Source organism: Streptomyces sp. NPDC007907, assembly GCF_042959365.1.
Taxonomy (GTDB): Bacteria; Actinomycetota; Actinomycetes; order Streptomycetales; family Streptomycetaceae; genus Streptomyces; species Streptomyces indiaensis.
Window position 1 is genome coordinate 248,969 of sequence record NZ_JBIBKR010000007.1, and the last position, 22,552, is coordinate 271,520.

General features: G+C 70.3%; 19 protein-coding genes and 1 tRNA gene. 11 read left to right on the forward strand and 9 right to left on the reverse strand.

Annotated features, from left to right (window positions below):
- The first annotated feature begins 23 nt into the window (after positions 1–23).
- The 7 genes from ACFZDI_RS28415 (at position 24) to ACFZDI_RS28445 (ending at position 7,961) form a co-directional block, all read left to right on the forward strand.
- Positions 24–512: a hotdog fold thioesterase gene (locus ACFZDI_RS28415; RefSeq protein ID WP_361116190.1), complete on the forward strand. Its 489-nt coding sequence runs from the start codon at positions 24–26 to the stop codon at positions 510–512.
- Between the two features lie 121 nt (positions 513–633).
- On the forward strand, positions 634–1,506 hold the full coding sequence (locus tag ACFZDI_RS28420) for a trypsin-like serine protease (protein ID WP_234850179.1): 873 nt from the start codon (positions 634–636) through the stop codon (positions 1,504–1,506).
- A gap of 758 nt (positions 1,507–2,264) precedes the next feature.
- Positions 2,265–3,494, forward strand: a complete 1,230-nt coding sequence (locus ACFZDI_RS28425; protein WP_234850189.1) for a branched-chain amino acid ABC transporter substrate-binding protein — start codon at positions 2,265–2,267, stop codon at positions 3,492–3,494.
- A gap of 137 nt (positions 3,495–3,631) precedes the next feature.
- Complete coding sequence (locus tag ACFZDI_RS28430) at positions 3,632–4,561, forward strand: branched-chain amino acid ABC transporter permease (protein WP_234850180.1); 930 nt, start codon at positions 3,632–3,634, stop codon at positions 4,559–4,561.
- A 4-nt stretch (positions 4,562–4,565) separates the two neighbouring features.
- The gene (locus ACFZDI_RS28435; RefSeq protein ID WP_391254177.1) at positions 4,566–6,380 is read left to right on the forward strand and encodes a branched-chain amino acid ABC transporter permease; all 1,815 of its coding nucleotides are present in this window, start codon (positions 4,566–4,568) and stop codon (positions 6,378–6,380) included.
- Between the two features lie 4 nt (positions 6,381–6,384).
- Positions 6,385–7,248: an ABC transporter ATP-binding protein gene (locus tag ACFZDI_RS28440; protein WP_234850182.1), complete on the forward strand. Its 864-nt coding sequence runs from the start codon at positions 6,385–6,387 to the stop codon at positions 7,246–7,248.
- A complete protein-coding gene (locus ACFZDI_RS28445) occupies positions 7,245–7,961 on the forward strand; it encodes an ABC transporter ATP-binding protein (RefSeq protein WP_361116199.1) in 717 nt (238 codons plus the stop codon). Before ACFZDI_RS28440 ends, ACFZDI_RS28445 begins: the two co-directional genes overlap by 4 nt.
- 73 nt (positions 7,962–8,034) lie before the next feature.
- Here ACFZDI_RS28445 and ACFZDI_RS28450 read toward each other — a convergent pair whose 3' ends face one another.
- Positions 8,035–8,691 carry an ANTAR domain-containing response regulator gene (locus ACFZDI_RS28450; RefSeq protein ID WP_234850184.1) on the reverse strand — a complete coding sequence of 219 codons (657 nt, stop codon included), beginning with the start codon at positions 8,689–8,691 and terminating at the stop codon, positions 8,035–8,037.
- A gap of 102 nt (positions 8,692–8,793) precedes the next feature.
- Here ACFZDI_RS28450 and ACFZDI_RS28455 point away from each other — a divergent pair.
- Positions 8,794–8,868: transfer RNA gene (locus tag ACFZDI_RS28455), tRNA-Leu, on the forward strand.
- Between the two features lie 107 nt (positions 8,869–8,975).
- Positions 8,976–9,719 carry a helix-turn-helix domain-containing protein gene (locus tag ACFZDI_RS28460; RefSeq protein ID WP_391254180.1) on the forward strand — a complete coding sequence of 248 codons (744 nt, stop codon included), beginning with the start codon at positions 8,976–8,978 and terminating at the stop codon, positions 9,717–9,719.
- A gap of 7 nt (positions 9,720–9,726) precedes the next feature.
- Here the strand turns inward: ACFZDI_RS28460 and pyk are convergent, their stop codons facing one another.
- Together pyk and ACFZDI_RS28470 are read right to left on the reverse strand one after the other, a co-directional pair.
- Positions 9,727–11,163 carry a pyruvate kinase gene (pyk, locus tag ACFZDI_RS28465; protein WP_391254182.1) on the reverse strand — a complete coding sequence of 479 codons (1,437 nt, stop codon included), beginning with the start codon at positions 11,161–11,163 and terminating at the stop codon, positions 9,727–9,729.
- Between the two features lie 164 nt (positions 11,164–11,327).
- Entirely contained in the window at positions 11,328–12,044 is a 717-nt protein-coding gene (locus ACFZDI_RS28470) for an SIMPL domain-containing protein (protein WP_234850186.1), read from the reverse strand.
- 162 nt (positions 12,045–12,206) lie between these two features.
- Between ACFZDI_RS28470 and ACFZDI_RS28475 the strand changes: the two genes are divergently transcribed.
- Positions 12,207–14,003 (forward strand): 5'-nucleotidase C-terminal domain-containing protein, encoded by a 1,797-nt coding sequence (locus ACFZDI_RS28475; RefSeq protein WP_391254185.1) that lies wholly within the window; start codon positions 12,207–12,209, stop codon positions 14,001–14,003.
- 13 nt (positions 14,004–14,016) lie between these two features.
- Here the strand turns inward: ACFZDI_RS28475 and ACFZDI_RS28480 are convergent, their stop codons facing one another.
- The 6 genes from ACFZDI_RS28480 to ACFZDI_RS28505 all read right to left on the reverse strand — a co-directional run bounded on the left by ACFZDI_RS28480 (position 14,017) and on the right by ACFZDI_RS28505 (position 21,478).
- Complete coding sequence (locus ACFZDI_RS28480; protein WP_391254187.1) at positions 14,017–15,429, reverse strand: SidA/IucD/PvdA family monooxygenase; 1,413 nt, start codon at positions 15,427–15,429, stop codon at positions 14,017–14,019.
- Positions 15,426–16,808: an aminotransferase class V-fold PLP-dependent enzyme gene (locus ACFZDI_RS28485; protein ID WP_391254189.1), complete on the reverse strand. Its 1,383-nt coding sequence runs from the start codon at positions 16,806–16,808 to the stop codon at positions 15,426–15,428. The genes ACFZDI_RS28480 and ACFZDI_RS28485 overlap by 4 nt, the downstream gene beginning before the upstream one ends.
- Before the next feature lie 572 nt (positions 16,809–17,380).
- A complete protein-coding gene (gene pepN, locus ACFZDI_RS28490) occupies positions 17,381–19,873 on the reverse strand; it encodes an aminopeptidase N (protein WP_391254191.1) in 2,493 nt (830 codons plus the stop codon).
- 68 nt (positions 19,874–19,941) lie between these two features.
- Positions 19,942–20,493 carry a two-component system response regulator gene (locus tag ACFZDI_RS28495; protein ID WP_234850074.1) on the reverse strand — a complete coding sequence of 184 codons (552 nt, stop codon included), beginning with the start codon at positions 20,491–20,493 and terminating at the stop codon, positions 19,942–19,944.
- A gap of 137 nt (positions 20,494–20,630) precedes the next feature.
- Positions 20,631–20,981, reverse strand: coding sequence for a chorismate mutase (locus ACFZDI_RS28500; RefSeq protein ID WP_234850073.1), 351 nt, complete (start codon positions 20,979–20,981; stop codon positions 20,631–20,633).
- A gap of 20 nt (positions 20,982–21,001) precedes the next feature.
- The gene (locus ACFZDI_RS28505) at positions 21,002–21,478 is read right to left on the reverse strand and encodes a GNAT family N-acetyltransferase (protein ID WP_391254193.1); all 477 of its coding nucleotides are present in this window, start codon (positions 21,476–21,478) and stop codon (positions 21,002–21,004) included.
- A 141-nt stretch (positions 21,479–21,619) separates the two neighbouring features.
- On the opposite strand from ACFZDI_RS28505, the gene ACFZDI_RS28510 reads away from it, so the two are divergent.
- Positions 21,620–22,507 carry a hypothetical protein gene (locus ACFZDI_RS28510; RefSeq protein ID WP_234850071.1) on the forward strand — a complete coding sequence of 296 codons (888 nt, stop codon included), beginning with the start codon at positions 21,620–21,622 and terminating at the stop codon, positions 22,505–22,507.
- The last annotated feature ends 45 nt before the right edge of the window (positions 22,508–22,552 follow it).

Below are 22,552 nucleotides of genomic sequence, written 5' to 3' on the forward strand. Positions count from 1 at the left end.
GAGGACGAACGGAGCCGGGCCCGATGGGTGAGCAGCAGCATGTGAAGTTCCCGCAAGAGGTCATCGACGAGTACGCCGCGCTCGGCGTGGACCTGCTGGCCCTCTTCTCCGCGGGCCACCTCGGGAACCGGATGGGTGTCCAGATCTCCGAGGCGTCGGCGGAGCGGGTCGTCGGCACCATGCCGGTGGAGGGCAACACCCAGCCCTACGGACTGCTGCACGGCGGGGCCTCCGCGGTCCTGGCCGAGACCCTGGGCTCGATCGGGTCGATGCTGCACGGCGGCAGCTCCAAGATCGCCGTGGGCGTCGACCTGAACTGCACCCACCACCGCGGGGCGCGCTCCGGGCTGGTCACCGGCGTGGCCACGCCCGTGCACCGGGGCCGCTCCACCGCCACCTACGAGATCGTCATCACGGACGAGAACGACAAGCGGGTGTGCACCGCCCGGCTGACCTGCATGCTGCGCGACGTGCGGCCGGGCGACGAGGAGCACATCCGCGCAGCGGGCTGACGGACGTAGGGAAAACCCTGGAGGGGCGGGCGCGGTCTTGCCGCGGCCGCCTCCGGGGCCTTTCACTGGCGCTCCCCCCCCCCACAGGAGAAGACCCGTCCCACCCGTAGAAGGGTTTCTCTTGACCTCCGTACGCGCCCTCACCGTGACCGCGGCGGCTTGCGCCGCCGTGCTCGCCACCGCGCTGCCGTCCTCCGCCATCAACTCCTACAACGCCACGCCCGCCCCCGAGCGCACCGAGGTCGGCGCACTCGTGGCCACCTGGGACGACGACGGCGACCCCGCGACCCCCGACCGCGTCGACTGGGTCTGCTCCGGCACCATGGTCGACGCGGACACCTTCCTGACCGCCGCGCACTGCACCTCGGACTGGCCCGACAACGTCCGCTTCCACGTCTCCCTCGACCAGGACGTGCAGTCCGGGCTCGACGCGGCGGCGAAGAAGCACCCGGGCGACCCGGCCGCGCAGGCCGCCGCGGTCGCCGTCCCCGGTACGGCGCACACGCACCCCGCCTACCCGGGGCCCGCGTCCGACACCCACGACATCGCGGTGATCCAGCTGCCGGCCGCCCAGGTCAAGGCCCGCTGGAGCTTCACCCCGGCCGCCCTGCCCACCGCGAACCAGCTCGGGAAACTCGGCCCGCAGGGCCTGAACGACACCTCCTGGGTCGTCGCCGGATACGGCACCCAGGAGGCCGTCAACGGCCCCGGCGGCCAGACCCACCCCGGCGGCGGCGTCCGGATGAAGGCACCCGTCACCTTCAACGCCCTCAACGACTCCTGGGCCCGGCTCAGCATGACCGCGCCCCAGGGCAACGGCGGCGCCTGCTACGGCGACTCGGGCGGCCCCAACTTCGCCGTGATCGACGGCCGGAGCGTCCTCGCCGCCACCACCATCACCGGCGACACGCCCTGCTACGCGACCAACGTCACCTACCGCCTGGACACCCCCGGCGCCCGCGCCTTCCTCGCGCCGTTCGTGAAGCTGCCGTAGCCCTTACCACCGCAGCACCCCGCCCCGCCGCCCCGCGCTCCCCCGCGAGACGGCGGGGCATCGCGCTTCCCCCCGCTCGGCGGCCAACTCCGACGCTGCCGACGTCAGTTGAGTGCCCGTCGACAGCAACGCGCCGGACCATCACGGCGACGTCGCACGCCCAGACCGGCAACTCAGCTGGCGGACACCACCGTTGACGTCCCCCTTCGGCCCATCGCGTCGCGCCCCTCGGGCCGGACCGGCACCGCGCCCGCCCCCTGCCGACTGCCCCGGCACACCGTCGGCACGCCCCGCCGCGACGCCGTGGAGAGCACCGTTTTCGATCACCCGGACAGTCCCCGGAAGCCGCCCGCCCCTTTTCCCGGCGTAACGCTCCGTAACGTGCGCGCAATACAACACCGCGGTTTCCTCTTCGGCCCCGCCCGCACCCCTCGACCTTTTTGATCTCTTTCGGGGCCGCATGCGGCCCGAGTAGCACACGATGTCAGCCAGGGCCAACCGGAAGTGCGGGTTCTCAGAATGCGGACCTCGGCGAAAGTCCACCAAACCCGTCGAGACGGCCCGCCGCCGAGACCGGCCATCCACGCCGTCATAACAAGAAAGTCACAAGCGAGCCCGCGCCGCTGACCCTGCCCTTACCCCGGGCTTAGAGTCACGGCCAGTCACCGCTCCATCGGGAGTTCGGTACCAGCGCGGCACTCACCCCCCGACCAGGGCGGGGCCTGCCTGTGAAAGGACTGATTGTGCGACAGCGTTCCTTGGTGATTCTTACCTCCGTTCTCACGACCGGAGCTCTGACTCTCACCGCCTGCGGTTCCCGAGACGACAGCGGTGACAAGGGCGGAGACAGCGGGAGCGGCACCACACTGACCATCGGCGTGGACGCCCCCCTCTCCGGTGAGAACTCCACCACCGGTCTCGGCATCCAGTACGGCGCCCAGATCGCCATCGACGACGCCAACAAGAACAACTGGGTCCCGGGCGTTAAATTCAAGCTCAAGGCCCTGGACGACAAGGCGCAGCCCGCCACCGGCCAGTCCAACGCGACCAGCATCGTCGGCGACAAGACCGCCGTCGGCGCCGTCGGCCCGCTGAACTCCGGCGTCGCCCAGACGATGCAGCAGGTCTTCGCCTCGGCCAACATGGTCCAGATCTCCCCGGCGAACACCAACCCCGAGCTGACCCAGGGCAAGAACTGGCAGACGGACAAGAAGCGTCCCTACAAGACGTACTTCCGTACCGCCACCACCGACGAACTGCAGGGCAGCTTCGCCGCCGGCTACGCGTACAACGGCCTCAAGAAGAAGAAGGCCTTCGTCGTCGACGACAAGCAGACCTACGGCGCCGGCCTCGCGAAGATCTTCGCCGAGCAGTTCAAGAAGTTCGGCGGCAAGGTCGTGGCCACCGACCACGTCAACACCGGCGACAAGGACTTCGGCTCGCTCGCCACGAAGATCAAGAACTCCGGTGCCGACCTGGTCTACTACGGCGGCCAGTACGACGAGTCCGCGCTGATCACCAAGCAGCTCAAGGACGCCGGCGCCAAGATCCCGCTGTTCGGCGGCGACGGCATGTTCGCCTCCACCTACATCGAGGCCGCCGGCAAGTCCTCCGAGGGTGACCTCGCCACCGCCATCGGTGTCCCCGCCGACACCCTGCCCGCGGCCAAGACGTTCATCCAGACGTACAAGGACAAGGGTTACAAGGGCGACTACGGCGCGTACGGTGCCTACGCCTACGACGCCACCACCGCCATCATCAAGGCCGTGAAGGCCGCCGCCGACGCCAACGGCGGCAAGGTGCCCACCGACATCAACGACCTGCGCTCCAAGGTCGTCGACGGTGTCCAGAAGTCCGACTTCGAAGGCCTCACCGGCAAGATCTCCTTCGACCAGTACGGCGACACCACCAACAAGCAGCTGACGGTCTACCAGGTCGAGAAGGGTGCCTGGAAGGACGTGGAGACCGGTACCGCCGATCTGAAGTAGTCGGCCCGCCACAACGCCGCACCACGGGCCGCGCGGAAGGGGACCCCGACCGCGCGGCCCGTTTCCACACCCCCACACAGCACACGACCACGCACACATCCAGTGCACACGACCACCAGCGACATGGAGGCCATGCGGTGAACACCCTGCCGCAGCAGCTGGCCAACGGGCTGCTTCTAGGCTCGATGTACGGGCTGATCGCCATCGGCTACACGATGGTGTACGGCATCGTCCAGCTCATCAACTTCGCGCACGGCGAGATCTTCATGACCGGGGCCTTCGGCGCCCTCACGGTCTACTTCTACATCCTGCCCGACGGCACCTCGATGGCCCTCGCCGTACCCCTCATGCTCCTCGGCGGCGCCCTCGTGGCCATCCTCATCGCCGTAGGGGCGGAACGGTTCGCCTACCGACCACTGCGCGGAGCACCACGCCTGGCACCGCTCATCACCGCCATCGGACTCTCCCTGGCCCTCCAGGAGGTCGTGCGCAACTTCTACCCCGGCGCCGACCGCGCCCGCGCCTTCCCCGGCCTCGACGCCACCCACGACATCGGCTCCGTCACCATCAAGGACGCCGACATCTTCCTCATCCTGGCCGCCGTCATCTGCATGGCCGCCCTCGCCTTCTTCGTGCGCCGCAGCCGCACCGGCCGCGCCATGCAGGCCACCGCGCAGGACCCCGACACCGCGCAGCTGATGGGCATCGACACCAACCGCATCATCGTGATCGCCTTCGCCATCGGCGGTTTCTTCGCGGCCGTCGCCGCCGTCGCCTACGGACTCAAGTACGGCAACGTCGACTACCGCATGGGCTTCCTGATGGGCCTCAAGGCCTTCACCGCGGCCGTCCTCGGCGGCATCGGCAACATCTACGGCGCCATGCTCGGCGGTGTCGTCCTCGGCATCGCCGAAACCCTCGCCTCCGCCTACATCGACGAGATCCCGGGCATGCAGCAGCTCGGCGGCCAGAGCTGGGCCAACGTCTGGGCCTTCTGCCTCCTCATCCTCGTGCTCCTCTTCAGGCCACAGGGCCTGCTCGGCGAGCGCGTCGCGGACAGGGCGTGATCACATGACCGAGACGACCAAGACCGAAGTGCCGGACGCCGTCCCCACCCCGACGCCCGCACTGCGCGGCCTCATCCCGCTGCCCGCCGCCGCCGCCCGCGGCCTGCTGCTCGCCGGCGGCATCGCCACCGCGGCCTCCGCTTTCCTCGCCTGGACCTGGACCGCGGAATTCCCCGGTGACCTCACCATCAACGGCTACCCCGGTGGCCTGCAGTGGCTGACCTTCACCGCCGGCCTCCTCACCGCCCTGTTCGCCCTCGCCTCCTACGGCGTCCGCGGCCTCGGCTGGCTGCTGCCCGCCCGCAACAACGCACCCCTGGTGCTCACCGCGCTCGGCGGCTTCGCCGTCACCTGGTTCACCGTCATCGCCATCAGCGCCAAGCTCGGCGGCGTCGTCAACCTCGAACCCGGTGGCTGGATCGCGGCCGTCGCCTCCCTGCTGCCCGTCATCGGCGCCTTCGCCCTCCCCCAGGAGCGCACCGGCACCGACGGCACCAAGGACGCCCTCAAGGCCTACATCGCCAAGCCCGACCACATCCCCGCCGCCCAGGCCGTCGCGCCCTGGCTCCAGCGGGCCGTCATCACCGTGGTCACGATCATCGGCCTCGGCGTCTTCACCTACGGCATCGACACCGAGTACGGCGAACTCTTCATCGGCTACCTGTTCGTCGTCACCTTCGCCATGTGGGCGCTGCACACCGCCGGCCTCATGGACCGCTTCTCGGCGCTCGTCGCCGCCAACCGCAGCTTCACCCTCGCCATGGGCTTCGCCGCGGCCATCGCCTTCCCCTTCACCCAGACCGACGACCACTACGCCAACATCGGCGTCAACATCCTGATCTTCGGGACCGTGGCCCTCGGCCTCAACATCGTCGTCGGCCTCGCCGGACTCCTCGACCTCGGATACGTCGCCTTCCTCGGCGTCGGCGCCTACACCGCCGCCCTCGTCTCCGGCTCCGAGTTCTCCACGATCTCCGGCGTCCACCTGCCGTTCTGGGCCTCCGCCCTCGCCGGCGCCGCCGCCTCCCTCGTCTTCGGCGTCCTCATCGGCGCCCCGACCCTGCGACTGCGCGGCGACTACCTCGCCATCGTCACCCTCGGCTTCGGAGAGATCTTCCGCATCGCCGTCAACAACATGGACGGCGACTCCGGACCCGACGTCACCAACGGCCCGAACGGCATCCCCTCCATCCCCGACCTGAACCTCTTCGGGTTCAACCTCGGCCAGGCCCACGACATCGGCGGATTCACCCTCGGCCGCTTCGCCAACTACTACCTCCTGATGGTCCTCATCATGGCCATCGTGGTCCTGGTCTACACGCGTGCCGCGGACTCCCGCATCGGCCGCTCCTGGATCGCCATCCGCGAGGACGAGACCGCCGCCACCGCCATGGGCATCAACGGCTTCCGCGTCAAGCTCGTCGCCTTCGCCCTCGGCGCCTCACTCGCCGGCCTCGCCGGCACCGTCAGCGCCCACGTCACCTACAGCGTCGTCCCCACGCCGTACCAGTTCGCCGGCTCCACCCCGCCCAACTCCGCGTTCCTCCTGGCCGCGGTCGTCCTCGGCGGCATGGGCACCGTGGCCGGACCGCTCCTCGGCGCGGCCCTGCTCTACCTGCTCCCCGAGAAGCTGGTCTTCCTCCAGGACAAGTCGCTCCTCGCCTTCGGCATCGCGCTCATCCTCCTGATGCGGTTCCGCCCCGAAGGCATCATCGCCAACCGCCGGCGCCAGCTCGAATTCCACGAGACCGGCCAACTCGACGTACCCAAACAGACCACGCTGACCGACGAACCGGCCGTCACCAAGGCGGGGGCGTAAGAACATGACGACACCTGTACTCGAAGCACGCGACGTCACGATGCGCTTCGGCGGCCTCACCGCCGTACGCTCCGTCGACTTCACGGTCAACGCCGGCGAGATCGTCGGACTCATCGGCCCCAACGGCGCCGGCAAGACCACCTTCTTCAACTGCCTGACCGGCCTGTACGTCCCCACCGAGGGCACCGTCTCCTACAAGGGCACCGTCCTCCCCCCGAAGCCCCACCTGGTCACCCAGGCCGGCATCGCCCGCACCTTCCAGAACATCCGCCTGTTCGCCAACATGACGGTCCTGGAGAACGTCCTCGTCGGACGCCACACCCGCACCAAGGAAGGCCTCTGGTCCGCCCTCCTGCGCGGCCCCGGCTTCAAGAAGGCCGAACGCGCCAGCGAGGAACGCGCCATGGAACTCCTGGAGTTCATCGGCCTCGCCCACAAGCGCGACCACCTCGCCCGCAACCTCCCCTACGGCGAACAGCGCAAGCTCGAGATCGCCCGCGCCATGGCCTCCGAGCCCGGCCTGCTGCTCCTCGACGAGCCCACCGCCGGCATGAACCCCCAGGAGACCAGGGCCACCGAGGAACTCGTCTTCGCCATCCGCGACAAGGGCATCGCCGTCCTCCTCATCGAGCACGACATGCGCTTCGTCTTCAACCTCTCCGACCGCGTCGCCGTCCTGGTCCAGGGCGAGAAGCTCGTCGAGGGAACCGCCGAAGTCGTCCAGGCCGACGAGCGCGTCGTCGCCGCCTACCTGGGCGAACCCTTCGAAGGCGACCCCGGCGAGGCCGAAGCCGCCGAGGTCGAGGCCGCCGAAGCCACAGCCGACGCGACCAGCACCACCAGCAGCACCAAGGGAGAAGCCCAGTGACCGCACTCCTCGAGGTCGAGGACCTCCGGGTCTCCTACGGCAAGATCGAAGCCGTCAAAGGCATCTCCTTCAGCGTGGAGGCCGGCCAGGTCGTCACCCTCATCGGCACCAACGGCGCCGGCAAGACGACCACCCTGCGCACCCTGTCGGGCCTGCTCAAGCCCACCTCCGGGAAGATCCTCTTCGACGGCAAGCCGCTCAACGGCATCGCCGCCCACAAGATCGTCGCCCTCGGGCTCGCCCATTCCCCCGAGGGCCGGCACATCTTCCCCCGCCTCACCATCGCCGAGAACCTCCAGCTCGGAGCGTTCCTCCGCAAGGACAAGGACGGCATCGAGAAGGACATCCAGCGCGCCTACGACCTCTTCCCCATCCTCGGGGAACGCCGCAAGCAGGCCGCCGGAACCCTCTCGGGCGGTGAGCAGCAGATGCTCGCCATGGGCCGCGCCCTGATGTCGCAGCCGAAGCTGCTCATGCTCGACGAGCCCTCCATGGGCCTCTCGCCGATCATGATGCAGAAGATCATGGCGACGATCTCGGAGCTGAAGTCCCAGGGCACGACGATCCTCCTCGTCGAGCAGAACGCCCAGGCGGCCCTGTCCCTGGCCGACCAGGGACACGTCATGGAGGTCGGCAACATCGTCCTGTCCGGGACGGGCCAGGACCTGCTGCACGACGAGTCGGTGCGCAAGGCGTACCTGGGCGAGGACTGAGGCCCCGCCCGTACGCCGAGAGGCCCGTTCCCCTTCTCCACCGGAAGGGGAACGGGCCTCTCGCGCCGGGCCGTCAGCCCTTGTTGGCCTTCTTCTCCTCGGCGTCCTGGATGACCGCCTCCGCGACCTGCTGCATCGACATCCGCCGGTCCATCGACGTCTTCTGGATCCACCGGAAAGCGGCCGGCTCCGACAGGCCGTACTCCGTCTGCAGGATCGACTTCGCCCGGTCCACCAGCTTGCGCGTCTCCAGCCGGAGGGTGAGGTCGGCGACCTCCTTCTCCAGCTCCCTCAGCTCCGTGAAGCGCGAGACGGCCATCTCGATCGCCGGCACGACGTCGGTCTTGCTGAACGGCTTCACGAGGTACGCCATGGCACCCGCGTCCCGGGCCCGCTCCACCAGGTCGCGCTGCGAGAACGCGGTCAGCATCAGCACCGGCGCGATGCTCTCCTCCGCGATCTTCTCGGCCGCGGAGATGCCGTCCAGCTTCGGCATCTTCACGTCCAGGATCACCAGATCGGGGCGGTGCTCACGGGCCAGCTCCACCGCCTGCTCACCGTCCCCGGCCTCGCCGACGACGGTGTACCCCTCCTCCTCCAGCATCTCTTTGAGATCGAGCCGGATCAGCGCCTCGTCCTCGGCGATGACGACCCGCGTCGTCATCGGGGGCACGTGCGACTTGTCCTCTTCAGGCACGTCAACAGGCTGGGGCGACTCGGGGGCACTCACGTGGGCTCCTTGGTAGGGGCAGGCCGGTACTGCTCCCAAGAGCGTACCTAGCTGCGGTATGGTGGTCAGGCAGTGGGTCGAGGTCAACCTTGGATTCACTGGGCCCCGGTAGCCCAATTGGCAGCAGGCAATGGATTCAAAACCCATACAGTGTCGGTTCGAGTCCGACCCGGGGCACTTTTCCTTGGATTCCAAGGTCAGCACTTCTAAGCGGATGTCCACATTCTCGTGAACATCCGCTTTTTGCTGCGTGTTGACGTGATCAGCGTTTCACAGTGGCTCCCATGTACGACGTCAGCACGCGCAAGCGAGCGCTCGCACTGGTGGCGCAGGGCCGCAGCCTGAATTCGGTGAGCCGCGAGACAGGAATCTCGCGCGCCGCCCTCCGCTCCTGGCGTCACCGGCTCGAACCGCTGCCGCGCCGGGCGCCTCCACCACCCGGGCCACCGGCCGACGGACCCGCCTACTGCTATCTGCTGGGCCTCTACCTGGGGGACGGTTACATCAGCGCTCACCCGCGTGGCGGCCACTACCTCAGGATCGCTTGCGCCGACGCCTGGCCCGGGCTCATCGAACTGTGCCGCCAGGCCATCGGGAGAGTGCGCCCCGGTGCAGGCGTCCACCTGGCACAGAAGAAGGGCTGCGTGATGGTGACCAGTTATTCGCGGAGTTGGCCGGCCCTCTTCCCCCAGCACGGCCGTGGCAGGAAGCACGAGCGGCTCCTCACCCTCGAACCGTGGCAACAGGAACTCGTCGACGCCCACCCCTGGGAGTTCATCCGCGGCCTCATCCACTCCGACGGCTGTCGCGTCACCAACTGGACGACTCGCATCGTCGCCGGTGAGCGGAAACGCTACGAATATCCCCGGTACTTCCTCACCAATCTCTCGCCCGACATCATCCGCCTGTTCACCGCGGCCCTGGACCGGGTGGGCGTCGAATGGAAGAAGGCGAACGCGCGCAACATCTCCGTCGCTCGCAAAGCCTCCGTGGCTCTCATGGACGCCCACGTCGGGGCCAAGTACTGACGGTGTGCTATTTCGGGGTGTCGGCCTCGCCGATGTGGTGGACGCGGACCATGTTCGTCGAGCCGGAGACGCCGGGCGGGGAGCCGGACGTGATGATGACCGTGTCGCCCGGGCTGCAGCGGCCGTAGCGGAGCAGGAGCTCGTCGACCTGGTCGACCATCGCGTCCGTGGAGTCGACGCAGGGTCCGAGGAAGGTCTCGACGCCCCAGGTGAGGCTGAGCTGGGAGCGGGTCGCCTGGTCGGGGGTGAAGGCCAGGAGGGGGATCGGCGAGCGGTAGCGGGAGAGGCGGCGGGCGGTGTCGCCGGACTGGGTGAAGGCGACCAGGAAGCGAGCGCCCAGGAAGTCGCCCATCTCGGCTGCCGCCCGGGCCACGGCCCCGCCCTGGGTGCGGGGCTTGTTGCGTTCGGTCAGGGGCGGGAGCCCTTTCGCCAGAATGTCCTCCTCCGCCGCCTCGACGATGCGCGCCATCGTGCGGACCGTCTCGACGGGGTGCCTGCCGACGCTCGTCTCGCCGGACAGCATCACCGCGTCGGTGCCGTCGATGACCGCGTTGGCGACGTCGGAGGCTTCGGCCCGGGTCGGGCGGGCGTTGTCGATCATCGAGTCGAGCATCTGGGTGGCGACGATGACCGGCTTGGCGTTGCGCTTGGCGAGTTTGATGGCGCGTTTCTGGACGATCGGGACCTGTTCCAGTGGCATTTCGACGCCGAGGTCTCCGCGGGCGACCATGATGCCGTCGAAGGCGGCGACGATGTCGTCGATGCTCTCGACGGCCTGCGGCTTTTCGACCTTGGCGATGACGGGGAGGCGGCGGCCTTCCTCGTCCATGATGCGGTGGACGTCCTGGATGTCGCGCCCGGAGCGGACGAAGGACAGGGCGATGACGTCGAAGCCGGTGCGCAGGGCCCAGCGCAGGTCGTCCTCGTCCTTCTTGGAGAGGGCGGGGACCGAGACGGCGACGCCGGGGAGGTTGAGGCCCTTGTGGTCGCTGATCAGGCCGCCTTCGAGGACGGTGGTGTGGACGCGGGGGCCGTCGACGGCGGTCACCTTGAGGCAGACCTTGCCGTCGTCGACGAGGATGCGTTCGCCGGTGGTGACGTCGGCGGCGAGGCCGGCGTAGGTGGTGCCGCACATGTGGCCGTCGCCTGCGACGCCGTCCTCGACGGTGATGGTGAAGGTGTCGCCGCGTTCAAGGAGTACGGGGCCTTCGGTGAAGTGGCCGAGCCTGATTTTCGGGCCTTGAAGGTCGGCGAGGAGGCCGACGCTGCGGCCGGTCTCGTCGGCCGCTTTGCGCACCCGGTGGTAGCGCTCCTCGTGTTCGGCGTGGCCGCCGTGGCTGAGGTTGAATCGGGCTACGTCCATTCCGGCGTCGACCAGGTCTTTGATCTGGTCGTACGAGTCGGTGGCGGGACCCAGGGTGCAGACGATTTTGGCTCGGCGCATGAAACGAGCCTATGAGTTACCGACTGGTAGTGAATTGGTCGGGCGTGACTACTCAACAGACATTGCGTGAAGCGTTATTGACAAGTGTTGAATTGTGCGGCGGGGTGCTCTGATGAGCACGGAAAGGAATTCGGTCGCGCTTTCGGGGATTACCCCGCCGGGGGTCACAGGCGTGGCGGGACCATGGTGAAGCGGGCGTTGATCGCGGCGTGGACGCGCTGGCGCTGGGGTTCGAGGTCGAGGGGGGCCGGGGTGTCCTCGGCGGCGCCCGCGAAGGCCGCCGAGCGCATACGGCCGGGGGCCTGGGGGTAGGCCGGCGGGGCGCTCTCGGCGCCGATGTCGGCGAGTTCGACCAGGGCGGAGAGGCTGGTGCCGAGTGCCTCGGCGTATTCACGGGCGCGCTGGACCGCTTCGTGCACTGCCTTTTTGCGGGCTTCGCGGTGGGCGGGTGAGTCGGGGCGCAGGGCCCACCAGGGGCCGTCGACGCGGGTGAGGTCGAGGTCGGCGAGGCGGGTGGTGAGTTCGCCGAGGGCGGTGAAGTCGGTGAGTTCGGCGGTGACGCGGACGCTGCCGTGGTAGGTGCGGACGCGTTCGCCGCGGCCGTGCCGGGCGAGTTCGGGCGTGATGGAGAAGGCGCCGGTCTCCAGGCGTTCGACGGCGTCGCCGTAGGACTTGACGAGGTCGAGGACTTCGGTGTTGCGGCGGGTGAGGTCGTCGAGGGCGGAGCGGCGGTCGCGGCCGCGGGCGGCGACGGTGATGCCGATGCGGGCGATCTCGGGGTCGACTTCGAGGCGGGCCTCGCCGCGGACGGCGATGCGGGGGGCCTCGGGTGTGCCGTAGGGGACGGCGGGCTGGGAGGCGTCTGGGGTGGCCGCGGTCATACGTCCCACTCTGTCATGTCTGGGCTGGTTGGCGGCGGGGGATGCGGTGGCCGAGTCATCAGATCGCAACCTGCCGGGTCTGTTGCGGCTGGTCATGGACGGGTCAGAATCTACGCGCGTTATCTACGCGCGTCGTTCACAGATTCCGCAGGGGAGCCAGACATGCCGTTGAACCGCCGGAAGTTCCTGGAGAAGTCCGCCGTGACAGGGGCGGGGGTGGCGCTGGCCGGTGCGGTCTCGGCGCCGGCTGCGCAGGCGGCCGAGGCCGGGCGGGGCGCCAAGCGGTACACGTTCACGGTGCTGGGGACGACGGACCTGCACGGCAACGTCTTCAACTGGGACTACTTCACGGACAAGGAGTTCGACGACAAGAACCACAACGACGTCGGCCTCGCGAAGGTCTCGACCCTGGTGAACCAGGTCCGTGCGGAGAAGGGCCGCCGCAACACGCTGCTGATCGACGCGGGCGACACCATTCAGGGCACGCAACTGTCGTACTACTACGCCAAGGTGGACCCGATCACCGCAGAGGGCGGGCCGGTGCACCCGATGGCGCAGGCGATGAACGCGATGGACTACGACGCGGCGGCGCTCGGCAACCACGAGTTCAACTACGGCATCCCCGTGCTGCGCAAGTTCGAGCAGCAGTGTGATTTCCCGCTGCTGGGTGCGAACGCGCTGGACGCGAAGACCCTGCGGCCGGCGTTCGCGCCGTACAGCATGCACTGCCTGCGTACGCCGCACGGGCGGGACGTGAAGGTGGCGGTGCTGGGGCTGACCAACCCGGGCATCGCGATCTGGGACAAGGCGAACGTGCAGGGCAAGATGACGTTCCCGGGTCTGGAGGAGCAGGCGGCGAAGTGGGTGCCGAAGCTGCGCTCGATGGGCGCGGACGTCGTCATCGTGTCGGCGCACAGCGGCTCGTCGGGTACGTCGTCCTACGGTGACCAGCTGCCGTACATCGAGAACGCGGCCGCCCTGGTGGCCGAGCAGGTGCCGGGCATCGACGCGATCCTGGTCGGGCACGCCCACACGGAGATCCCCGAGTACTTCGTCACCAACAAGGAGACCGGCAAGCAGGTCGTGCTGTCGGAGCCGCTCAAGTGGGGCCAGCGGCTGACGCTGTTCGACTTCGAGCTGGTCTGGGAGAAGGGCTGCTGGAAGGTCGAGAAGGTCGGTGCGAAGGTCCTCAACTCCAACACCGTGGAGGAGGACCCGAAGATCACGCAGCTGCTGGCGGACGAGCACGAGAAGGTCGTGGCGTACGTCAACCAGGTCATCGGCACGAACGCGGCGGAGATGACGTCGGCCGAGGCGCCGTACAAGGACGTGCCGATCATCGACCTGATCAACCACATCCAGGCGGACACGGTGAAGCAGGCGCTGGCGGGCACCGAGCACGCCGCGCTGCCGGTGCTGTCGCAGGCGGCGTGCTTCTCGCGCAGCGCCCGGATCCCGGCGGGCCAGGTGACGATCCGGGACGTGGCGGGACTGTACGTCTTCGAGAACACGCTGGAGGCGCGTCTGATGACGGGTGCGCAGATGAAGGCGTACCTGGAGTTCTCGGCGAACTACTACGTGCAGACCGCTGCGGACGCCCCGGTGGATCCGGCGAAGCTGACGAACGCGGGCGGCACGCCGGACTACAACTACGACGTCGTCAGCGGTCTGTCGTACGAGATCGACATCGCGAAGCCGGCCGGGTCGCGGGTGACGAACGTGCGCTTCGAGGGTCAGCCGCTCGCGGACGACGCGAAGTTCGTGTTCGCGGTGAACAACTACCGGGCCAACGGCGGCGGGAACTTCCCGCACGTCGCCGCGGCCCAGGTGCTGTGGTCGAACTCGGAGGAGATCCGCAACACGATGATCGCCTGGGTGAAGGCGAAGGGGTCGATCGACCCGGCCGCGTTCGCGGGGGTGGACTGGAAGCTCACCCGTAACGGCACGCCCGTGTTCTGAGCCGCGCGTTTCGTCACCTCCGGTCGTCGACGAGCGGGGTCAGTGCCGGTGCCTCGCGGGGCGGCGGGACGTGGGTCCGCCGGGTGAGGCCGAAGGTGGTGAAGGCGGTGCGGGCGGGGAGTGCGTAGGCCTCCCCGCCCGTCACGGAGTTGAGGATGACCGCGCTGCGCCAGGCGGCGAGGCCGAGGTCGGGGGCGCCGACGCCGTGGGTGTGGGTCTCGGCGTTCTGGACGTAGACCGTGCCGGTGACGGACGGGTCGAGGACGAGCCGGTGGTCCTCGTCGATGCGGGGGCGTTCCCGGTTGTCGCGGCGCATGTAGGGGTCGAGGCCGGCGAGGATCCGGTCGAGGGGGCGCTCGCGGTAGCCGGTGGCGAGGACGACGGCGTCGGTGGTGAGGCGGGAGCGGCTGTTCTGCAGGTCGTGCTCCAGGTGCAGTTCGACTTTGGTCGTGGCGATCCGGCCAGCGGTGCGGACGCGGACGCCGGGGGTGAGGACGGCGTCGGGCCAGCCGCCGTGCAGGGTGCGGCGGTACAGCTCGTCGTGCACGGCGGCGAGGGTGGCGGCGTCGATGCCCTTGTGCAGCTGCCACTGGCCCTCGACGAGCCGGTCGCGGGTGGATTCGGGCAGGGCGTGGAAGTAGCGGGTGTGGTCGGGGGTGAAGTGCTCCAGGCCGAGCTTGGAGTACTCCATGGGGGCGAAGGCCTCGGTGCGGCCCAGCCAGTGCAGTTTCTCGCGTCCTGCGGGCCGGTGGCGCAGCAGGTCGAGGAAGATCTCGGCGCCGGACTGTCCGAGGCCCACGACGGTGACGTGCTCGGCGGCGAGGAGCGCGGCGCGGTGGTCGAGGTAGTCGGCGGCGTGCAGGACGGGCACGCCGGGGGCGTCGACGAGGGGCTTGAGCGGGTCGGGGACGTACGGCTCGGTGCCGATGCCGAGGACGACGTCGCGGGTGTAGGTCCGGCCGAGGGCTTCCGCTTCCCCGTCGGCGTCGAGCTGGGTGTAGTCGACTTCGAAGAGGTCGCGCTCGGGGTTCCAGCGGACGGCCTCGACCTGGTGGCCGAAGTGGAGCCCGGGGAGGTTCTCACTGACCCAGCGGCAGTAGGCGTCGTACTCGGCGCGCTGGATGTGGAAGCGCTCGGCGAAGTAGAAGGGGAAGAGCCGTTCGCAGGACCTGAGGTGGTTGAGAAAGGTCCAGGGGCTGGTGGGGTCGGCGAGGGACACCAGGTCGGCGAGGAAGGGGACCTGGATGGTGGCGCCCTCGATGAGCAGGCCGGGGTGCCAGGCGAAGGCGGGGTTCTGGTCGTAGAAGACGGTGTCGAGGCCGTCGATCGGGTGGGCGAGCGCGGCGAGGGAGAGGTTGGCGGGGCCGATGCCGACGCCGACGAGGTCGCGGGGGGCGTCGGGTTCGGGGGCCGGGGCGGGGTTCATCGGGGGGTGTGTCCTTCCACGAGGGTGGCTCGGCTCGCTGCCGCGAGGTGCAGCAGGGCGGCCAGGTCGTCGGGCCCGGTGGCGGGGTTGAGGAGGGTGGCTTTGAGCCAGAGCCGGCCGTCGAGGCGGGCCCGGCCGAGGACGGCGGAGCCGTCGGTGAGCAGGGCGCGGCGCACGGCGCCGACGGTGGTGTCGGTGGCGCCGGTGGGCCGGAACAGCACCGTGCTGATGACGGGCGGGGCGTGCAGCTCGAAGTCGGGGTGCCCATCGACGAGGGCGGCGAACTGCCGGGCGTGGTCGCAGACCTGGTCGACGAGGGCGCCGAGGCCGCTGCGGCCCAGGGTCTTGAGGGTGACGGCGACTTTGAGGACGTCGGGGCGGCGGGTGGTGCGCAGGGAGCGGCCGAGCAGGTCGGGCAGTCCGGCCTCGGTGTCGTCGGGGGCGTTGAGGTAGTCGGCGTGCTGTCGCAGGGCGGCGAGGTCGCGGGTGTCCCGGACGGCGAGGAGTCCGGCGGCGACCGGCTGCCAGCCGAGTTTGTGCAGGTCGAGGGTGACGGTGTCGGCGGCGTCGAGTCCGGTGAGGCGGGTGCGGTGCCGGTCGCTGAAGAGGAGACCTCCGCCGTAGGCGGCGTCCACGTGCAGCCGGGCGCCGTGGGCGGCGCAGCGGGCGGCGATCTCGGGCAGCGGGTCGATGCGTCCGGTGTCGGTGGTGCCGGCGGTGGCGGCGACGAGCAGCGGGCCGGGCAGGCCGGTGAGGGCTTCGTCGAGGGCGTCCGGGTCGAGTGTGCCGCCGGGGGCGGGTACGACGACGGGGTCGGGCAGCCCGAGCAGCCAGGCGGCGCGGGGCAGCGAGTGGTGGGCGTTGGCCCCGTGCACGAGCCGGACGGATCCGCCGTGTCTCTCCCGGGCGAGGAGCAGGGCGAGTTGGTTGGACTCGGTGCCGCCGGTGGTGACGAGGGCGTCCGAGGCCCCTGCGTGCCGGGCGAGCGCCCGCGTGACGATCGACTCGAGTGCGGTGGCGGCCGGGGCCTGGTCCCAGGAGTCCAGGGACGGGTTGAGGGCCGAGGCGGCGAGGTCGGCGGCGGTGGCGACGGCGAGGGGCGGGCAGTGCAGGTGGGCCGCGCACAGGGGGTGGGCGGGGTCGGCGGCGCCTTCCGCGAAGGCCCGGACCAGGGTGTGCAGGGCGTGCGGGTCGCCCTGCTCGGGGAGGATCTCCCCCACCGCTTCACGCAGCCGCCTGGCGACTCCGTCGGGCCCGCCCGCCGGCAGCGGCCCGCTCCGCGCCCGGGCGCCGGTGTCCAGCGCGTCGAGGACGGTGCCGAGCATCGACCGCAGGACGTGGGGCCCTTCAGGGCCTGAGGCAAGGGGCGGCGTGCTCATGGGCTGACCTCCGAGGCGCGGGGCGATACGCCCGCACGGCTCAACGACCCGACCCGGGTGGAGGTATCTCCCACGGGGGAAACCGGCCGGACCGGCGGAGCCGACGGCGGGTGAAGCGACCGGAGCGGCGGAACCGACAGCGGGGGAAGCGACCGGAGCGGCGGAACCGACGGCGGGTGAGGCGGCTTGAGCAGCCCCGCCGGCACCGGCCGGAAAACTGACCCAAGCCCCGCCGCCATCAACCGGAAGACCGGCCCAAGCCCCGCCGCCGCCGTCGGTTGCCGGAATCGGCCGCCTGGTCCGCGAGCCGGTCGCGGCGAGGCAGGCCGGGCTGCCGGTGAGGGGCCCGGCTCGGCGGCGGCAGGGGTCGCCCGCTCGTCGAGTCCCCTACGTCGCCGGCCCCTTTGCCTCCGGGGTGCGGCCCCACCGGCACCGGTTCTCACGGTCCCGGCCCTGGCGGCCCCGGGTCGGACAGGCCCAGCTCAGGCGGAGCCGGTTCTCGCCGGTGCCGTACTCGCCAAAGCCGGTACTCGCCGCAGCCAGTCCTCGCCCGGTGCCGGTTCTCGCCGGTGCTAGTTCTTCCCGGCCCCCTGGACCCGCAGGGCCCGCGCCAGATCATCCAGTTGGTCCACCAGCTTGCGGCGCAGCGCCGGGATCGGGGCGGCGTCGCGCAGGCATTCCTCACCGAGACGGAGGGTGTCGGCGTCGACGGCGTGGGCGGGGAAGGCCCAGCGGCCCGCGGCGTCGGCGATGGCCGGACCGCGGCGGTCGGCGACGGCGACCGCGTCGGCGTAGTAGCGCGCGACGTATTCGCGCACCAGGTCGGCCTGCTCCGGCTGCCAGAAGCCGCGGGCGGTGGCGGTGAAGAGGTAGTTGGACAGCTCGTCGGAGCCGAACATGGCCTCCCAAGCGCGGGCTTTGGCGTCCGGGTCGGGCAGGGCGGCCCGGCAGCGGGCGGCTCCCTCCTGGCCGGTGGCGCTCGGGTCGCGTTCCTGTTCGGCGGTGATGGCGGCCTCGTCGGTCGCGCCGAGGGCGGCGAGCCGGGCGAGCACGCGCCAGCGCAGCTCGGGGTCGAGCTCGGGGCCGCCGGGGACGGTGCCGTCGGCGAGCCAGGCGGCGATGGTGTGGGGGTGGGCGGCCACGTCGATGCGATGGCGCACGGCGATCAGGCGCAGCCCGGGGTTGTCGCCGTCCTCGGTGCGGCGGATGAGGTCGCGGCACAGCTCGGAGAGGGTCGCGAGGGCGGCGGGCCGCTCCTCGGGGGCGAGGTAGCGGTCGGCGACGTACGTGGTGGCGAAGGCGAGCACGCCCTGGACGATGGCGAGGTCCGTCTCCAGCGGCAGGTGGGCGCGGGCGGTCTCCAGGTAGGCGTGCGGGGCGAGTTCGCCGTCGCGGACGGCGTCCCTGAGGGCGTTCCAGACGACCGCGCGGGTCAGCGGTTCGGGCAGGCCGGACAGGTCCTTGCGGACGGTTTCGAAGGACTCGGGGTCGAAGCGGACCTTGGCGTAGGTGAGGTCGCCGTCGTTGAGGAGGAGCAGGGCGGGCCGCTTGCCGATGGGGTGGGCGTCGCTCTGCGGCAGTTCGAGGTGGAGGCGTTCGCGCAGGACGAGCTGGCCGCCGTCGTCGCCGAGGTCCCGGTCGTAGAGGCCGACGGCGATGCGGTGGGGGCGGCTGCCGGCGCGGTCGACGGTGAGGGTGCAGGTGCCGTGCTCGCCGGGGGCGACGCGCGGGGTGAGGGTGTCGACGCCGGTGGTGCGCAGCCAGGCGTCGGCCCAGGCGTGGACGTCGCGGTCGGTGGCGTCGGCGAGGTTGTCGATGAAGTCGGCGAGGGTGGCGTTGGCGAACCTGTGCCGGGCGAAGTGGGTGTTGATGCCGGCGAGGAAGTCCTTCTCGCCGAGCCAGGCGACGAGTTGGCGCAGTGCGCTGGCGCCCTTGGCGTAGGAGATGCCGTCGAAGTTGAGCAGTGCGGAGGCGGTGTCGTCGACGGCCTCGGGGGCGACGGGGTGGGTGGAGGGGCGCTGGTCGGCGTCGTAGCCCCAGGACTTGCGGGTGACGCCGAAGTCCGTCCAGGTGTCGGAGAAGCGGGTGGCCTCGGTGAGGGTCTGGTAGCCCATGTACTCGGCGAAGGACTCGTTCAGCCAGATGTCGTCCCACCACTTGAGCGTGACGAGGTCGCCGAACCACATGTGGGCCATCTCGTGGGCGATGACCATCGCGCGGGTCTGGCGTTCGGTGTCGGTGACGGCCGAGCGGTAGACGAACTCGTCGCGGAAGGTGACCAGGCCCGGGTTCTCCATGGCGCCGGCGTTGAACTCGGGGACGAAGGCCTGGTCGTAGGAGTCGAACGGGTAGGGCTCGTCGAACTTCTCGTGGTAGCGGTCGAAGCAGGCGCGGGTGACGTCGAGGAGTTCGTCGGCGTCGGCGTCCAGGTAGGGGGCGAGGGAGCGGCGGCAGTGCAGGCCGAAGGGCAGGCCGCGGTGCTCGGTGCGCACGGAGTGCCAGGGGCCCGCGGCGACGGCGACCAGGTAGGTGGAGATGAGCGGCGTGGGGGCCGCCGTCCATACGCCGTCGGTCTGTTCGGTGATGCCGTTGGCGAGGACGGTCCAGTTCTGCGGGGCCTTCACCGACAGTTCGAAGACGGCCTTCAGGTCGGGCTGGTCGAAGGCGGCGAAGACCCGCTGGACGTCCTCCATGAACAGCTGGGTGTAGACGTAGGTCTCGCCGTCGGTGGGGTCGGTGAAGCGGTGCATGCCCTCACCGGTGCGGGAGTAGCGCATCGTCGCGTCCACGCGCAGTTCGTGCTCGCCGGCGGTGAGGTGCGGCAGGGCGAGCCGGTTGCCGTCCAAAGTCTCCGGGTCCAAAGGGTGCCCGTCGAGGGTGACGGAGCGCAGCTCGGCGGGCTTGAGCTCGACGAAGGTGGTGCCGTCCACGCGGGCAGCGAACCTGATCAGGGTGTGGGAGTCGAAGGTGTCGTCTCCGGCGGTCAGGTCGAGGTCGATCGTGTAGCGGTGGACGTCGAGGAGCTCTGCTCGGGTCTGCGCTTCGTCGCGCGTCAGTACGGACATGCGTGACATGCTGCCTGATGCCGTCGGGAAGGCACAGAGGCGGATCGGTACGTGCCCCATGTCCGGTTCTAGGTGCGGTCCTTTTCGAGCTCCCCGGCGTGCGCCCCCATGGGCCGTTGCGTCGGCACGCGCGCGTCGGGGTGCGGCAGTGCGGGGCGCGCGGTGTGTGCGACGGTGCCGGTGTGCTCCCCCACGAGGGCGCGCAGGCGGTGCACCTCCCGCTCCAGGGCGAGCCGGCGCCGGTGGGCGTCGTAGAGGTAGCGGACCTTGGTGCGCAGGGCCCAGGGGTCGACCGGTTTCATGACGAGGTCGGCGACGCCGAGCCGAAAGGCGGTGGTGGTCAGTTCGTGGTCGGCGCCGAAGCCGGTGAGGAGGATCACGGGGATGTGCTGGGTCTGCTCCACGCGCCGCATGTAGCGCACGACCTCCAGCCCGCTGACGCCCGGCATGCGCACGTCGAGCAGCAGCAGGCCGACCTGGCCGCGCAACACCTGTTTGAGCGCCTCGTCGCCGCTGGTGGCCCGGCTGAGCTGGTAGCCCAGCGGGGCCAGGGCGCTTTCGAGCGCGTACAGCGTGTCCTCGTGGTCGTCGACGATGAGGATCCTGGTATCCGACGGCATGGCCCGACGCCCCTCCCTCGTGGAGGTCCAGAGTAGTCCGGGACACTGACGCGCAGTGCTCGTCAGCTGACATGCTGTGTACAGCGCAGCATGCCCCGAGCGCACCGCCGTGTCACTCCCCCGGGGCGCGGGCGAAGTCAGTTGGCGCCTGGGGCGGCGCCGTTGAGCGCCTCGTCCGCGATGCGCTCGTGGTGGCGGATGACTTCGGCGACGATGAAGTTGAGGAACTTCTCGGCGAAGGCCGGGTCCAGCTTGGCGTTCTCGGCGAGGGCGCGCAGCCGGGCGATCTGGCGGGCCTCGCGTGCCGGGTCGGCGGGCGGCAGCTGGTGCTGGGCCTTGAGGTGTCCGACCTGCTGGGTGCACTTGAAGCGCTCGGCGAGCATGTGGACGACGGCCGCGTCGATGTTGTCGATGCTGTCGCGCAGCCGGGTGAGCTCTGCGCGGACGGCGGGGTCGGCGTCGGGGGAACCGGTGTTGCTGGTGGTCATGGGGCGTCAGCCTACGGGGATCATGCCGGGTCGCCGAGGGCCGTCTCATCCTTCGGCGGTGTCAGCCGTTTGTGGAAGTAGACGTCCTCGTGGCCGCCGGGGACGCCCCCGATGCGGGCCTGTTCCCGGAAGCCGAGCCTCGGGTAGAAGCCGGGCGCCTGGAAGCTGTACGTGGAGACGATCATGTCGGTGCAGCCACGTCGGACGGCCTCGTCCTGCGCCGCGCGCAGGAGCCGGCCGCCCCAGCCGCTGTGCCGCCGGTCCTCGCGCACCCACAGCAGGTCCACGGAGCACAGGGTGCCCCAGGTCCAGGCGGTGAGCCCGCCGACCAGGTCGCCGTTGTCGTCGGTGACGGAGACGGAGAGGGGTTCGGTGACGGCTCCGTCGGCGGCGGCGGTGTTGTAGGCGGTCAGTTCCTCGTCGAGCCGCTTCTCGAGGTCGTCGTCCCGGCCGCCGATCCGGAGCGATCCCGCGGGGGTGTGCTGTTCGCTGGTCACGGCCCGGAGTGTGCCGGAACGGCGCGGGCGGCGGCGGGTCGCGTGGGGACGTCGACCGGTTTTCGCCGTGCCGCGGCCCGTCCGCGGCGGGGTGTGCCCTCGTACAGTGGAACCGGGTTCAGGGGCGTCTTGGGGTGAGGCGTGGCGAACGACGGGCCGGTCGAGCACGGCTACCCGCATCTGGAGACGGTGCGGGCGGCCGTCACGGCGTTGTACAGGCGTCTTTCGTACGACACCGTCCGGACGTTCGAGACCAGCGTGCTCCCCGTCGACGTGGCGTTCTGCGACACCGACGACCTGTATCTGGGGGCGCAGCGGGTGGCGCACGAGCTGGTGCGGCACTACCGGCTGCCGGACGCCCGGCTGATCGTGAGCTTCCGGGAGATGCGGTACGCGGCGAACGTGGAGCTGACGGCCGGGCCGGAGTACTTCGTGGAGTTGAACGACCGGTTCCGTACCCACCGTCGGGACATCGGCGCGGCTCTGGCGCACGAGGTGACGCACGTGTACCTGCATCGGCTCGGCCTGTCGTTCCCGGGCGTGCGGGACAACGAGATCCTGACGGACACCGTGACGACGTACCTGGGAGCGGGCTGGCTGCTGCTGGACGCGTTCCGGGAGGACGGGGCGTCCTCGCAGAAGCTGGGGTATCTCACGCCGGAGGAGTTCGGGTACGTGCTGGCCAAGCGGGCGCTGCTCTTCGGGGAGGACCCGTCGGTGTGGTTCACCAGTGCGCAGGCGTACTCGGCGTACGTGAAGGGGAGGGAGCTGGCCCGCCGTGACGGGCAGGAGCCTCCGCTGACGGCGGCGGGGTGGGCGGGGCGGCGGCGGTACGCGCGGGACCGGCGGCACGCGCCGGCGGGTCCGCCGCAGCCGGGGGTGCGGTACGCGTTCTCCCCCGACGGGGGCGGGCGGCTGCGGGTGTCGTTCCCCTGCCCCACGTGCCACCAGCGGATCAGGGTGCCGGTGCGGGGGCGGGTCCGGGCGCGGTGTGCGCTGTGCCGGAGCGTGCTGGAGTGCGACACGTAACGTCGTGGGTGCTGGAGTGCGACACGTAGCGTCGTGGGTCGGGTG

Coding starts and splice junctions, on each gene's coding strand:
- pepN (WP_391254191.1), bottom strand. CDS start 19,873: ATGTCCGTACTGACGCGCGACGAAGCGCAGACCCGAGCAGAGCTCCTC.
- ACFZDI_RS28415 (WP_361116190.1), top strand. CDS start 24: ATGGGTGAGCAGCAGCATGTGAAGTTCCCGCAAGAGGTCATCGACGAG.
- ACFZDI_RS28470 (WP_234850186.1), bottom strand. CDS start 12,044: ATGACCGCGGCCACCCCAGACGCCTCCCAGCCCGCCGTCCCCTACGGC.
- ACFZDI_RS28475 (WP_391254185.1), top strand. CDS start 12,207: ATGCCGTTGAACCGCCGGAAGTTCCTGGAGAAGTCCGCCGTGACAGGG.
- ACFZDI_RS28495 (WP_234850074.1), bottom strand. CDS start 20,493: ATGCCGTCGGATACCAGGATCCTCATCGTCGACGACCACGAGGACACG.
- ACFZDI_RS28485 (WP_391254189.1), bottom strand. CDS start 16,808: ATGAGCACGCCGCCCCTTGCCTCAGGCCCTGAAGGGCCCCACGTCCTG.
- pyk (WP_391254182.1), bottom strand. CDS start 11,163: ATGCGCCGAGCCAAAATCGTCTGCACCCTGGGTCCCGCCACCGACTCG.
- ACFZDI_RS28500 (WP_234850073.1), bottom strand. CDS start 20,981: ATGACCACCAGCAACACCGGTTCCCCCGACGCCGACCCCGCCGTCCGC.
- ACFZDI_RS28435 (WP_391254177.1), top strand. CDS start 4,566: ATGACCGAGACGACCAAGACCGAAGTGCCGGACGCCGTCCCCACCCCG.
- ACFZDI_RS28440 (WP_234850182.1), top strand. CDS start 6,385: ATGACGACACCTGTACTCGAAGCACGCGACGTCACGATGCGCTTCGGC.
- ACFZDI_RS28460 (WP_391254180.1), top strand. CDS start 8,976: ATGTACGACGTCAGCACGCGCAAGCGAGCGCTCGCACTGGTGGCGCAG.
- ACFZDI_RS28480 (WP_391254187.1), bottom strand. CDS start 15,429: ATGAACCCCGCCCCGGCCCCCGAACCCGACGCCCCCCGCGACCTCGTC.